We start from the raw sequence: 13,717 nt of genomic DNA on the forward strand, positions 1-13,717 counted from the left end.
GGGTCGGATGTGTTCGACATTCATGAAAATAGGTTGACGATATGCGAAAGTTGATTGGAATCCTGGGGCTGGCGGCCACCGCGCTGCTGGTGGGCTGCGGCGGCGGCGGCGGCAGCTCGGGCGATACCACCGAGCGCTACAGCATCACGCTGCAGGCGGAGAGCACCAGCCTGCCGGTGAATACCGGGAGCTATCCGGTGGGCATCGGGGCTTCTGCGCCCTATACCACCACGCTGTACGTCAACGCCAAGGAGGGCAACGACCCCATTCCCAGTGGCGAGGACATCTTTTCGTGCAATACCGCCTACGGTCTTTCCTCCGGGCCGCTCTATTACCTGGATGGCGATGAGGACCACGAGGACGACGATGGCAACCCGCTGGCCTATCGCAGCATCACGCTCGGCTCGAACGCGGGTGGCAACTCGTTCCATTTCCATGCGGGCAACCAGGCTGGCGTGGCGACCATCACCTGCGCCGTGACCGACCCGCGCGACAGCCGGGTCTACAGCGCCAGCGTGAGCATCACGGTCGGCGGCGGCTCGGGCACGGGCCTGCCTGCCAGCGTGTATGCCATCGCGCAGTCCGAATACCTCGGCACGCAAGGCAACCTCAGCAACCTCCCGGCCAGCGTCAACATCAGCGCGACGGTGATGGACGATGCCGTTCAGCCGGTTCCCAATCCGTCGGCCGCCAACCTGCAGATCCGCATCCTGCCCACCACGGCCGCCGCCACCGGCGCCCGCCTGCTGCTGGGCGGGCAGAGTGGCAGCCAGGTGCTGGCCACCACGACAGGCGGCGTGGCGAACTTCTCGCTCTCCAGCGGGACGACCCGCGGCGCGATCGTGCTGGAGCTGACGGCCGACCGCTACGACAACAACGTCGCCAACGGCATTCAGGATCCCATCGTGCAACTGACGGCGATCGCGGTGGTCGACGGCGTGTCCACGACCACGCTCGCCTTCAGCGCAGCCACTGTCGAAGCCGCCAACGGCACGTCCTTCGCTCAGGCGCTGGAGGCCAGCGGTGGTACGGCGCCCTACCAGTGGGCCATCGTGTCGGGCACGCTGCCGACGGGCTTGACCCTGAGCAGCAGCGGTATCATCAGCGGCAAGCCGCAGACAACGCTGGGCACCTACGCGGTGACGGTGCGCGTCACGGATGCCCTCGGCGACAGCGTGCAAGCCGTGGTGACCATCACGGTCACCGGCCAGGCCCTCGCGGCCAGCGGGTCGTGCAGTGCCACCAAGGGCGTGGCATCCTCCTGCGCCCTCACGGCCACCGGCGGCACGGGTTCGTACACCTGGTCGGCCGTGGGTGGCTTGCCCGACGGCGTGTCGCTGAGCTCCAGCGGAGTCGTCAACATCAGCGCCTCGGCGGCTGCGGGTGCCTCCACTGTGGCCGCGCGTGTCACGGACAGCGCCGGCTCCTACACCATCATCAGTGTGGCGATCACCGTCACCGACCCGGCGGACTAGAGGGCGGCAGACGCAGCGGGCCAAGGCCCTGGCCAGCCTGCCGCAATTCGGCCCGCGTGCTGCACAGGCGTATCCTGTGCTCCAATCCCCGGCTTGTCCGGGGATTTTTCATGAACATCATTCTGGTCGGCATGCCGGGCAGCGGCAAATCCACCGTCGGGCGTTCTTTGGCGCGGCGGCTGCAGATGGACCTGGCGGATTCCGACCAGGTGATCGAGCAGCGGCTGGGTTGCACCATCCGCAGCTATTTCGATCAGCATGGCGAGGCCGCCTTCCGCGACGTCGAGGCGTCGGTGATCGACGAGTTGACGCGCGGCGCGCCGATCGTGCTGGCCACGGGCGGCGGCGCGGTGCTTCGGCCGGCCAGTCGGCAGCGGCTGCGCGAGCGTGGCACCGTGATCTACCTCAGGTCGTCGCCCGAGCACTTGATCCGCCGTCTGCGCCACGACACCAAGCGGCCGCTGTTGCAGGTGGCCGACCCGCTGGGGCGCCTGCGCGAGCTGTACAACGCGCGCGACCCGCTCTACCGCGAATGCGCGCATTTCGTGATCGACACGCATGGCACGACGCTGTCCGCGCTGGTCAATCGCGTGCTGATGCAGCTCGAATTGGCCGCACCTGCCGAACCGGGAGGCGAATAAGCGGCGCGCTGCCAGCCCCTACACTCACGTCCATGCGAGGATTTCAGTTGGCACAGCAGGTGCCCATCGCGCTCGGCGAGCGCAGCTACCAGATCGCCATCGGCCCCGGCCTGCTCGATGACCCGGCGTCGTACCAGGCGGCGCCCGCACGCACGCAGGCACTGGTGGTCACCAACACCACCGTGGCGCCGCTGTATGGCGAGCGGCTGGCGCGCGCGCTGGCCGGCCGCCATGCGCAGGTGCGCCAGCTCGTGCTGCCCGACGGCGAGCAGCACAAGACCTGGGAATCGCTCAACCTGATCTTCGACGCGCTGCTCGGCCACGGCGCCGACCGCAAGACCGTGCTCTACGCCCTGGGCGGCGGCGTGGTGGGCGACATGACAGGCTTCGCCGCCGCCTGCTACATGCGCGGCGTGCCCTTCGTGCAGGTGCCGACCACGCTGCTGGCGCAGGTCGATTCGTCGGTGGGCGGCAAGACCGCCATCAACCACCCGCTGGGCAAGAACATGATCGGCGCCTTCTACCAGCCGCTGGCGGTGGTGTGCGACCTGGAGGTGCTGCGCACCCTGCCGCCGCGCGAGCTGTCCGCCGGCCTGGCGGAGGTCATCAAATACGGGCCGATCGCCGATATGGCCTTTCTCGACTGGATCGAGGCGCACGTCGATGCCCTGCGCGCCTGCGATGCCGACGCGCTGGCGCACGCCGTGCGGCGCAGCTGCGAGGTCAAGGCCCACGTGGTGGGCCAGGACGAGCGCGAGAGCGGCCTGCGCGCCATCCTCAACTTCGGCCACACCTTCGGCCACGCCATCGAGGCCGGCATGGGCTACGGCGCCTGGCTGCACGGCGAGGCGGTGGGCGCCGGCATGGTGATGGCGGCCGAGCTGTCGCGCGCGCTGGGCCTGGTCGATGCCGCCTTCGTGCAGCGGCTGACGGCGCTGATCGCGCGCGCCGGCCTGCCCACGCGCGGCGCCGTGATCGACGCGCAGGACAACGCCGGCCGCTACCTGCAACTGATGCGCGTGGACAAAAAGGCCGAGGCGGGCGAGATCCGCTTCGTCGTCATCGACGGCCCCGGCCGCGCGGCGGTGCGCGCCGCGCCCGACGCGCTGGTGCGCCAGGTCATCGACCGCTGCTGTGAATGACATCTCCCCCGTTGCTCCACTCGCTGCGCGATGTTGCGGCATCCCCCCTCAAGGGGGCGCGCCCGCTGGCCGGGGGAACCCCGGCCAGGAGCGCACTGGCATGGCCTGCTCCGCGGCCTTTCGGCTCTTTGGGTTTCATGCCCCGCAGCCGATGGACGGTGTTCATGCTGCTGTTTTAATAGCTGCTTGCGCCCGTGGATCAAGCGCTGGAGCCCGATTTGATGCATAAGCCCGGTGCGCTGGCCGCGTACGCCAGCGACCCGGCGCACACCCGCGGCCGGCGCCACCCGACCACGCCCGCGCCCACCCGCAACGCCTACCAGCGCGACCGCGACCGCATCGTCCACTCCACCGCGTTCCGCCGGCTGGTCTACAAGACGCAGGTGTTCCTCAACCACGAGGGCGACCTGTTCCGCACGCGCCTGACGCATTCGCTGGAGGTGGCGCAGCTCGCGCGTTCCATCGCCCGCGCGCTGCGCCTGAACGAGGACCTGACCGAGGCCATCGCCCTGGCGCACGACCTGGGCCACACGCCCTTCGGCCACGCCGGGCAGGACGCGCTGAACGACTGCATGGCCGCGCACGGCGGCTTCGAGCACAACCTGCAAAGCCTGCGCGTGGTCGATGAGCTGGAGCACCGCTACCCCGGCCACGACGGGCTGAACCTTACTTTCGAGACGCGCGAAGGCATCCTCAAGCACTGCTCGGCCGCCAACGCGCGCCGGCTGGAGGCGGCCGAGCCCGGCGGCGTGGGGCGCCGCTTCCTGCCGCCGGGCCGCCCCAAGGCAGGGACGGCCCCCTCGGGGGGCAGCGAACCACGCGACAGCGGGGCAGCGTGGGGGCCCTTCCACGGCACCCAGCCCAGCCTGGAGGCGCAGCTCGCCAACCTGGCCGACGAGATCGCCTACAACGCGCACGACCTCGACGACGGCGTGCGTTCCGGCCTGCTCACGCTGGCGCAGATGGCCGAGGTGCCGCTGTTCGCGCGCTTCCTGCACGCCACGCAGCACGAGCATCCCGGCCTGCAGGGCCGCCGCGTGCTGTACGAGTCCATCCGCCGCATGCTGTCGGCCCAGGTGTACGACGTGATCGACGCCACCGGCGCCGCGCTGCAAGCGGCCGCGCCCGCCAGCGCCGACGAGGCCCGCTGCGCCGGCCCGCTGGTGCGCTTTGGCGACGAGATGCGCGCGCAGTCGGCCGCGCTCAAGCGCTTCCTGTTCGCCAACCTCTACCGCCACCCGCAGGTGGTGCACACCACCGACCAGGCCAAGCAGGCGGTGCGCGAGCTGTTCGCCGCCTACTGCGCGCGGCCAAACGAACTGCGGCCCGAGTTCGCCGCCCGTGCCGACCGCGAGCGCGCCGTGGCCGACTACATCGCCGGCATGACCGACCGCTTCGCCCTGCGCGAGCACGAGCGGCTGACGGGCCGGCGTTTGTTGGCATGAGCGCAGTGCCATCGCAGCACCCGCACGCCGGCGCCGCCTGGGTCGTCATCCTCGCCGGCGTCGCCGCCGCCATGCACGTGGCCAAGCTGCCGCCCGCGCTGCCCGTGCTCCAGCAGCAGTTGGGCATCGGGCTGGTGCAGGCGGGCTTCCTGCTGTCGCTGGTGCAACTCGCCACCATGGCGCTGGGCATCGTCGCCGGGCTGACGGCCGATGGCATCGGCCTCAAGCGCAGCATGACCATCGGCCTGGCGCTGCTGTTCGCCGCCGGGCTGGCCGGTGGCTGGGCGCGCGGCGCGGGCACGCTGCTGGCGCTGCGCGCGCTGGAGGGGCTGGGCTTTCTGCTGGCCACCGTGCCCGCGCCCAGCCTGGTGCGCCGCTGCGTGCCGCCCACGCAGACCATGCGCATGCTCGGCTTCTGGGGCGCCTTCATGCCCTTCGGCACCGCGCTGGCGCTGCTGTGCGGCCCGGCCGTGCTGGGGTGGGCGGGCTGGCCCGGCTGGTGGTGGCTGATCGCGCTGCTGTCGGGCGTGATGGCGCTGGCCGTGCAGGCGCGCGTGCCGGCCGACCCGCCCCGCGCCGCCGTGCACGCGGACGGCTGGGGCGCGCGCCTGGGCAGCACGCTGGGCTGCGGCGGGCCTTGGCTGGCGGCGCTGACCTTCTGCTTCTATTCCGCGCAGTGGCTGGCGGTGATCGGCTTCCTGCCCTCGCTCTACGCCCAGTCGGGCTGGGGCGGCGCGCTGGGCGCGGTGCTGACGGCGCTGGTGGCGGCGGTCAACATCGTCGGCAACGTCGCCGCCGGCCGGCTGCTGTCGGCCGGGGTGGCGCCGCGCACGCTGCTGTGGGCCGGCTTCGGCGCCATGGCGCTGGGCGCCTTCCTCGCCTACGGCGTGCCCACGCAGCACCTGGCGCTGCCGCGCTACGCCGGCGCGCTGCTGTTCTCGGCCGTCGGCGGCCTGATCCCCGGCAGCCTGTTCGCGCTGGCGCCGCGCCTGGCGCCCAGCGACCGCACCGTGTCCACCACCGTGGGCTGGATCATGCAGTGGTCCGCCCTCGGCCAGGTGGGCGGCCCGCCGCTGGCGGCCTGGGTGGCCAGCCGCGCGGGCGGCTGGCAACTGACCTGGGTGGTGACCGGCGCCGCCTGCCTCTGCGGCGCGCTGATGGCGTGGCTGATCGGCCGCCGGCTGAACGCAGCATGACCGCGCCCGACACCGTCATCGCCGACACCCGCCGCTGGCTGGAGCGCGCCGTCATCGGCCTGAACCTGTGCCCCTTCGCCAAGGCGCCGCACGCCAAGGGCCAGATCCATTACGCCGTGTACGGCGGCGCCGAGCCCGATGAACTGCTGGCCCTGCTGCGCACTGAATTGCAGGCGCTGGCCGCCCTCGATGCCGCCGAGCGCGAAACCACGCTGCTAATGGCGCCGCGCCTGTTCGCCGTCTTCCTGGACTTCAACGACTTCCTGGGCGAGGCTGATGCCGTGCTGATCGATCTGGAACTGGACGGCATCTTGCAGATCGCCCCGTTCCACCCACGCTTTCAGTTCGCCGGTACCGCCGAGGACGACATCACCAACGCCACCAACCGCGCGCCGTACCCTACGCTGCACCTGCTGCGCGAGGCCAGCATCGACCGCGCCGTCGCCGCCTTCCCCGAGGCCAGCACGATCTATGAGGCCAACATGGCGACGCTGGAAAAATTGGGTGCCGAGGGGTGGGTGGCGTTGAACGTCGGCGCTTCGGAGCAAGAGCCATGAAATCATCTGCATCGAAATCGATAGCTGCCGGCGCGCACCAGACGGGCGCTAGCGGCCTAAAACATACTGAAAACACCGTAGTGGCCGAACTGCGCCCCGGCCAGTCGCTGGAACTGCTGAAAGAGCTGCACATCCTCACCCGCGACGGCCGGCTCAACCAGGACTCGCGCCGCAAGCTCAAGCAGGTCGAGCACCTGGTGCAGTTCATCGAAAAAATCCTGAACGAGCTGACGCCCGCCGAGGGCCAGGCACTGACGCTGGCCGACCACGGCGCCGGCAAGTCGTACCTGGGCTTCATCCTGTACGACCTGTGGTTCAAACCGCACGGCAACGGCGTCATCTACGGCATCGAGACGCGGCCCGAGCTGGTGCGGCGCTCGCGCGAACTGGCGCAGCGCCTGGGCTTCGAGCGCATGCGCTTCCTGAACGAAAGCGCCGCCGACTCGGCGCACGACGCCGCGCTGCCCGCGCGCATCGACGTCGTCACCGCGCTGCACGCCTGCGACACCGCCACCGACGACGCCATCGCCTTCGGCCTGGCCAAGCGCGCGCAGGCCATGGTGCTGGTGCCCTGCTGCCAGGCCGAGGTGGCCGCCAGCCTGCGCCGGCACAAGGCCCTGCAACTGGCGCGCACGCCGCTGGCCGAGCTGTGGCGCCACCCGCTGCACACGCGCGAGATCGGCAGCCAGCTCACCAACGTGCTGCGCTGCCTGTATCTGCAATCGCAGGGCTACGCGGTGACGGTGACCGAGCTGGTCGGCTGGGAGCACAGCCTGAAGAACGAGCTGATCATCGCCCGCTGGATGGGCCAGCGCCAGCGCGCCGCCGCCGAGCGCTTGCGCGCGCTGCTGGACGAGTTCGGTTTGCAAGAGCTGCTGGCGCAGCGCTTCCCGGCGCTCTCAGTCGAAGCGCCCGCCTGAGCAGCGCTCCACGCCGCCCAGGTCGCGCCGCGACTGCACCTGCGTGAAGCCGGCCGCCGCCAGCAGGCCGCGCACCGCCGCCGCCTGGTCCCAGCCGTGTTCCAGCAGCAGCCAGCCGCCCGGCGCCAGGTGCGCAGATGCGCCGGCGACGATGCGGCGGAGGTCGTCCAGCCCGTCCGCGCCGCTGACCAGCGCCTGGCGCGGCTCGCGCGCCAGCGCGGGCAGGTGCGCGTCGCCCTCGGCGATGTAGGGCGGGTTGCTGGCGACCAGGTCGAAGCGCTCGCCCGCCACCGGCGCCCACCAGTCGCCGCGCCGCAAGTCCAGCGCCAGCCCCAGCCGATCCGCGTTGCCGCGCGCCACCGCGAGCGCGTCGGCGCTGGCGTCCACCGCCGTCACCCGCGCGCGCGGCCGCTGGTGGGCGACGGCCAGGGCGATGGCGCCGCTGCCGGTGCCCAGGTCGAGCACGCGGCAAGGCGCGCCGGCGGGCAGCAGCGCCAGCGCCCAGTCCACCAGCGTCTCGGTGTCGTCGCGCGGGTCGAGCACGCGCGCGTCCACGTGCAGGCACAGGCCGTGGAAGTGCTTCTCGCCCGTCAGATAGGCCACCGGCTCGCCGCCCAGCCGGCGCGCGGCCAGCGCCCGCACGCGCGCGGCCGCGTCGGGCGGCAGCGGGTCGGCGTCGTGTGCCAGCAGCCAGGCGCGCGCATGCGCGGGCTGGCCCAGGGCGTGCAGCAGCAGCATCTGCGCCTCCAGCCTGGGCAGGCCGCGCGATTGCAACTGGCGCAGGGCGGCGGCCAGGGTGTCCATTGCTATATTAGATATAGCTTCTGGCGCTTGCTGGGCGGGCGCTGGAGGCCGATTCGGCTATGAAAAACGCAGTCGATCACGGCGCGCTCATGCGGTCCACCACGTCGCGCACGCCGGCGATGCCGCGCGCCGTGCGCACGGCCAGCACGCGCGCGTCGGCGCTGGGCAGCGTGCCGCTGAGCACCATCACGCCGCCTTCGAAACCCTCCACGCCCAACTGCGCGCCGGCCAGCCCCGGCTCGGCCGCCAGTGCCGCGCGCACCCGCTCGGCGATGCGCTGTGCGCCAGCGGTGGTGCCGGCCTCGACGTGGGCCGGAATCTCCTCCAGCCGCGGCACCTGCGGCAGCGGAATCTGCCGAGGCGTGGCGCCCCAGGGCGTGCCGCCCTGGCAGGCGGTGAGCAAGGCAGCGGCCAGGGCCGACAGCAGAAGGGAAGGGAGTGTGCGCATGGCGTTCGTTCCTCGATGAAAAAACCGCCCGGAGGCGGTCTTGTCAGCCATTGATTTCCAGTCGGCGCTCAATGCGTTCTATGCGCTCCTTGAGTTTATCGACTGTGTGACGATCCTCGATGATTTCCGCGTAGTTCTCGCCTGAATCGCGGGCGATGCGGGCAATGCCTAGCTCGATCTGCGACAGGCGTCGCGGTATTTCCGCATCGCGTTCACGCGCCGACGACTGCTCGGCCTGAATCTTCTTCAGGTGCTCGATCACCAGGTTATCGACGTTTTCCATACGAGCAGTCTAGCCCGTTTGCCGAGCGATGTCTCTCAGGCGTTCACCTCCAGCTCCGCCATCTGCTCCGCCTCGCGCGCCGCGCGCAGCGCCGCCAGCACGTCGGCCAGGTCGCCCTCCATCACCTGCGGCAGCTTGTACAGCGTGAGGTTGATGCGGTGGTCCGTCACCCGCCCCTGCGGGAAGTTGTAGGTGCGGATGCGGTCCGATCGGTCGCCGCTGCCGATCAGGCCCTTGCGCGTGGCCGCCTCCTTGGCGGCGCGCTCGCTGCGCTCTTTTTCCTGCAAGCGCGCCTGCAGCACGCGCAGCGCCTGCGCCTTGTTGGCGTGCTGGCTGCGGCCGTCCTGGCACTCGGCCACGATGCCCGTGGGCAGGTGCACCACGCGCACCGCCGAATCGGTCTTGTTGATGTGCTGGCCGCCCGCGCCGCTGGCGCGGAAGGTGTCGATGCGCAAGTCGGCCGGGTTCAGCGTGACGGCCTCGGCCTCGTCCGGCTCGGGCATCACCGCCACCGTGGCGGCGCTGGTGTGGATGCGCCCCTGCGTCTCCGTCACCGGCACGCGCTGCACGCGGTGGCCGCCGGACTCGAAGCGCAGCCAGCCGTAGGCATCCGCGCCCTCGATGCGCAGCACCACCTCCTTGTAGCCGCCCAGCTCGGCGGGCGATTCGCTCATCACCTCCACCCGCCAGCCCTGCGCCTGCGCGTAGCGCGTGTACATGCGCGCCAGATCGCCCGCGAACAGGGCCGATTCGTCGCCGCCCGTGCCCGCGCGGACCTCGACGAAGGCGTTGCGCGCGTCGTCGGGGTCCTTGGGCAGCAGCATGCGCTGCAATTCGGCCTCCAGTTCGGCCAATTCGGCCTCGGCAGCGGCGATCTCCTCGCCGGCCATGTCGGCCATGTCGGGCTCATGAAGCAGATCGCGCGCCTCGGCCAGGTCGGCTTCGCGCTGCTGAAAGCGCGCCCAGCGCCCGGCGACCGCGGCCACCTCGGTGTGCTCGCGCGAGAGCCTCATGAACTGGCCCATGTCGGCCATCACGTCGGGCTGGGCCAGCAAAAAATCCAGTTCGGCCAGGCGGTCGGCGTGGCGGGCGAGCTGGGCGCGGAGAAAGGGTTTCATGGGGCTGGCGAAACCCCTGATTGTCGCCGCTTCAGAGGGCTATTTGCTCCAGCACTCGGCGGCGGTCAGGGAGCCCGTGACGCCCTGCGCACCGGTATTGGTCAGCGTGAAGTTGCCGCACTTGTCGCTGGTCTGGCCGCCCTGCGCCGTCGCCGTGAGTGTGTAGCTGGTGCCATCGGCGCTGGAGTAGGAGATCGCGTAGGCGTTCGACTGCACCGACTGCAATTCAGCAGGCAGCGAACTGCCCGATGGCAGGTAGGCACCGGTCGAGGTGGAGACGCGCTCCAGCCAAACCGCTGCCGCCTGCAGGCCAGCCTTGGCGTCCGCTCGCTTGCCGCGCTTGACGTATTCGCTGTAGGCCGGCAGGGCGATGGCCGCCAAGATGGCGATGATCGCCACGACGATCATCACTTCGATCAGCGTGAAACCATCTTGCCCAAGAGTCCTGCGTCGCATGTCGTCGTTCCTTCTCATTGCATCTGACGCCAACTGGGCGCTTTGAAGTAGCGGCCCAGCAGCTTGCGCACCTCGGGGTCGCTGCTGTCACAATCCGTTCCCACGCAGGTCGAGAAGGACGCGGTGTTCGTGCGCGTTTCCACCGCGCCCAGTTCCCCTTCGGCACGGTTGATGCCCGTGGTGTCCGCCCACACGTCGGCCGCTGGCGCATTGCCCGTCACGGCATTGAGCACGGTGGTGTAGTAGGCGGCGGGAGACGTGTCCACCGCATCGCAGGGATTGCTGGTCACCGGGGCTACTGCCGGTATGTCGGAAAGCAAGTCCAGCAAGTCGCCATCGAACCACCTGGGGTTGCGCACCACGCGTTCGCGCTCCAAAGGCAAGTCCAAATACCAGCCCCGATAGGTGGTGCCGATTTCATCCACCCCGTCAGCCGCCACATCCAGGGCGCGACTGGTGATCGTGCCGGCGCTGTTTATGGTCTGTTTCAGCATGGCGCTGCTGCGTGTGCCCGGCAACGGGTTCCACGTGGTCTGACTCATGTCCGCCGGGGCTGCCACCGTCACGCCGCCCGCCTTGTAGGCCTTGGTGGAATCGCTGTCGAGACTGAAGCCGAAGTCGTACAGGCCATAGAACGACTGTACGGAAATGTCGGAGCGGTCGGCCACCGTCAGGCTCTGCCCCGTGCCGAACACCACCATCAGGCCCTTGGTTGGATGAACCTGGTAGACCGGCGCCGTGGTGATGGGCTGCACCGCACCGCTATCGTTTACAGACGTGAACATGGCTTTGCCACCCGCCACCCCCCAATTGCTCGCATCCGTGCTGGCCAAGTCGAACTTGTACAGGTTGCCCTTCAGGTCGCCTGCATAGGCTACGTCGGGCAGGCCATCGCCGTTCAGGTCGATCAGGCGCGGGGCCGACAGGCCGTTGCCCAGGCCGGCAGTGGTTGTGGCGTAGATCTTCTTGGGTGTACTGCCATCCAGGTATTGAATGATGAGCACGGCTTTTTCGTCGGTGCTGTTGTAGCCGTTGCCTGTTACCAGCGCCCACTTGCCGTTGTTCATGCGCGAGATCTGGCGCGTGGCCAGCAGGTTGCCTTTTTCCGTCACCGCTTTCTGGGTGATGTAGCCGATGTCAGGATCGGCGGTTTTGCTTCCCGGCAGGTAGCCCGTCGTGGTGTCCATCAGCACCTTCGATGCCGACATCGAAGTCGGGTCGGTCACGTCCAGCATGAAGAAGCCCTTGCCACCCGCGCCCATGAAGCCTACCAGCGCTGTTCCCCACGTACTGCATGCGGTTCCAGTGTAAGCCTTGCAGTAGTCGGCCGTGAACGGCGAGCCATCGACGAAATATTTATGCGAATAAGTCGTGCTCGTCAGGCTGGCGAGGTTGGCATAGGCGCCAAGCGGCACATAGGCAAACAGTTCCTGACCGTCGTCGGCGTCGAAGGCGTGCAGCATGCCATCATTAGCACCCACGAACAGCGCATCGGTTCGGTTCGCCTGCTGCTGCTGCTGGGTGAAGTCCAGATAATCCGCGGCCGGGTAGCCCGCATTGGGCACACCTTTCATGAACCAGACGTTGGAGTTCACGATATCGCCCAGCACCGTTTTGCGCTCACGGTAGGTCGTGCCTTCGCCAGTGCGGTCGCCACGCAGGTAGCTGAGCCGCCCCGTCCCCAGGGCCGTGGTGGTGGTATCCACGGTAGCCGTGCCGCGCAAGTCCGTCTGCTGATCGGTGCTCAGGTTCGCCCACGCGAAGGTGCTGCCCGTCCATGCAGGGACCGAGCCCGTCAGGTTGATCTGCGAGGTGAAGATGGCGCGGCCGCTCGCCGTCCTGGCATCGAGCAGGCTGGCTGCCGTGTTGTCACCCCAGGGCTTGCTCGCCGTGTTCACGCCGCCCTGTGCCTTGAGGGTCACCGCCGTCACGTCGCCCGACCATTTCTCGGAATCGTATGAAGTATAGAAAGCCGTGGATTCGCTGTAGGCCGACAGCGTGCTGCCTGTGGCCGACGTGACCTGCTCCTCGGGCACGTAGCCCACGTCGACCAGCAGATCCTTGAGCGCCGCCACCAACTCCTCCTGGCTCGTGGCCGGATAAAACTTGCCGCGGCCATTGATGGCCATGTGCATCATTTCCATGTACTTGTGCTGGGTGCTCCAAGTGTTGTTGGGCCAGCTCAGCGTGCCCAGCATGAGCTTCTTCAAGTCTGCGCTGTCATACAGCGTTTCGCCGGCGGTCATCTTGGGGCTCGTCGCCCAGCCGGAGGCCGTGGTGCCGTAACCAATGGTGTAGGTACTCACATGCTGCCAGGTGGCCGGGTCGTTCTTGGGGTTCCAGAACGGTTCGATGCCATTCTCGCTCTGCGTGATCCTCTCCAGGGTTTTCACGTTGTTATTGCTGGCGATGCTATCAGCATCCTTGGCCCAGTAGTGGAAGGCCAGATCTGCCAGGGTATTGGAGTAAGTAGTGCTACTTGACTGGGTTTGTTTATAGATGTTGGCGGAATTGGAGTCAGCCGGCGGATAAGGGGTCTTCCCATCTCCCAGTGTTCGTGTGACGGAGTCGAGATCGTTTGACGAGTTGAGTTTTACTGCGGTGGTTTGAGCCACATTATATTCACCATCCGTCAGCAGCATGACATAGGATTTGCGGCAGGTCAGGTAATCGCCTACCTCGGTGCCGGGTACTTCTGCCCAGGGGCTGTTGACGTTGGTGTATGCAATATCGAACTGCGACAAGGCTTTTTGATATGCATTATGCGTTGGCGTGCTGCCGGTGGAGCTAAATACATTATTGACCCAGTTGATGAAATTTGCTCGATGTGTCTCGGTCAAAGGTCGAACGATGTTTCCTTGTGCGCCACAACTATTTGCAGTCGAAGAGAACGACGAGCAACTATAGGTTACCTTGCTTTTCGTCCAGTCATTCAATGTATTCCAGCCCAGGCGAATGGAGTTCGCAGGCACATTGGCCGACGAAAAGGCCGTCACCAGGGCCGCCTTCAAGTTGTCGAAGCGAGAAAGCGTCTGGCCATCTTTGTTGTCACTCATGCTCCCGGAGTTATCGAGCGTGAGAATCAAATTCGGCGGCGGCGGCACCACGGTGACGGAGCCTGCGGGTGCTTGCGCCAGCGTCAATTGTGCGGCCATGGCGGGCAGTGCCGTGAGCAGGCCACAGGCACTCAATGCGGCACAAAGCTTGCAAGTCTGGAATTTTTTCATGTTAC

General features: G+C 68.2%; 13 protein-coding genes. 7 read left to right on the top strand and 6 right to left on the bottom strand.

Going from position 1 to position 13,717, the window contains the following annotated elements; translation table 11 throughout:
- Positions 1-41 precede the first annotated feature (41 nt).
- The 7 genes from QM772_RS14975 (at position 42) to QM772_RS15005 (ending at position 7,376) form a co-directional block, all read left to right on the top strand.
- Complete coding sequence (locus QM772_RS14975; RefSeq protein ID WP_415137818.1) at positions 42-1,475, top strand: putative Ig domain-containing protein; 1,434 nt, start codon at positions 42-44, stop codon at positions 1,473-1,475.
- 110 nt (positions 1,476-1,585) lie between these two features.
- Positions 1,586-2,116: a shikimate kinase gene (locus QM772_RS14980; protein WP_415137820.1), complete on the top strand. Its 531-nt coding sequence runs from the start codon at positions 1,586-1,588 to the stop codon at positions 2,114-2,116.
- A gap of 32 nt (positions 2,117-2,148) precedes the next feature.
- Entirely contained in the window at positions 2,149-3,258 is a 1,110-nt protein-coding gene (gene aroB, locus QM772_RS14985; protein WP_415137822.1) for a 3-dehydroquinate synthase, read from the top strand.
- 221 nt (positions 3,259-3,479) lie between these two features.
- Positions 3,480-4,703, top strand: a complete 1,224-nt coding sequence (locus tag QM772_RS14990; RefSeq protein ID WP_415137824.1) for a deoxyguanosinetriphosphate triphosphohydrolase family protein — start codon at positions 3,480-3,482, stop codon at positions 4,701-4,703.
- The gene (locus tag QM772_RS14995; RefSeq protein ID WP_415137826.1) at positions 4,700-5,899 is read left to right on the top strand and encodes a CynX/NimT family MFS transporter; all 1,200 of its coding nucleotides are present in this window, start codon (positions 4,700-4,702) and stop codon (positions 5,897-5,899) included. Before QM772_RS14990 ends, QM772_RS14995 begins: the two co-directional genes overlap by 4 nt.
- Positions 5,896-6,456, top strand: a complete 561-nt coding sequence (locus QM772_RS15000; RefSeq protein ID WP_415137828.1) for a DUF1415 domain-containing protein — start codon at positions 5,896-5,898, stop codon at positions 6,454-6,456. Before QM772_RS14995 ends, QM772_RS15000 begins: the two co-directional genes overlap by 4 nt.
- Positions 6,453-7,376, top strand: a complete 924-nt coding sequence (locus QM772_RS15005) for a class I SAM-dependent methyltransferase (RefSeq protein ID WP_415137830.1) — start codon at positions 6,453-6,455, stop codon at positions 7,374-7,376. The genes QM772_RS15000 and QM772_RS15005 overlap by 4 nt, the downstream gene beginning before the upstream one ends.
- On the opposite strand, the gene prmC is transcribed toward QM772_RS15005, so the two are convergent.
- The 6 genes from prmC to QM772_RS15035 all read right to left on the bottom strand — a co-directional run bounded on the left by prmC (position 7,356) and on the right by QM772_RS15035 (position 13,712).
- Positions 7,356-8,180, bottom strand: a complete 825-nt coding sequence (gene prmC / locus QM772_RS15010) for a peptide chain release factor N(5)-glutamine methyltransferase (RefSeq protein WP_415137832.1) — start codon at positions 8,178-8,180, stop codon at positions 7,356-7,358. The two genes, QM772_RS15005 and prmC, sit on opposite strands and share 21 nt — an antisense overlap.
- A 76-nt stretch (positions 8,181-8,256) precedes the next feature.
- Entirely contained in the window at positions 8,257-8,628 is a 372-nt protein-coding gene (locus QM772_RS15015) for a BON domain-containing protein (protein WP_415137834.1), read from the bottom strand.
- Positions 8,629-8,671: 43 nt separating this feature from the next.
- Positions 8,672-8,911, bottom strand: coding sequence for a hypothetical protein (locus QM772_RS15020; RefSeq protein WP_415137836.1), 240 nt, complete (start codon positions 8,909-8,911; stop codon positions 8,672-8,674).
- A 35-nt stretch (positions 8,912-8,946) separates the two neighbouring features.
- Entirely contained in the window at positions 8,947-10,029 is a 1,083-nt protein-coding gene (gene prfA / locus QM772_RS15025; protein WP_415137838.1) for a peptide chain release factor 1, read from the bottom strand.
- Positions 10,030-10,068: 39 nt separating this feature from the next.
- Positions 10,069-10,485 (bottom strand): type IV pilin protein, encoded by a 417-nt coding sequence (locus QM772_RS15030; RefSeq protein ID WP_415137840.1) that lies wholly within the window; start codon positions 10,483-10,485, stop codon positions 10,069-10,071.
- Positions 10,486-10,499: 14 nt separating this feature from the next.
- Positions 10,500-13,712, bottom strand: coding sequence for a PilC/PilY family type IV pilus protein (locus tag QM772_RS15035; protein ID WP_415137842.1), 3,213 nt, complete (start codon positions 13,710-13,712; stop codon positions 10,500-10,502).
- Positions 13,713-13,717 lie beyond the last annotated feature (5 nt).

It is taken from the genome of Ottowia sp. (genome assembly GCF_047601385.1).
Classification (GTDB): domain Bacteria; phylum Pseudomonadota; class Gammaproteobacteria; order Burkholderiales; family Burkholderiaceae_C; genus Ottowia.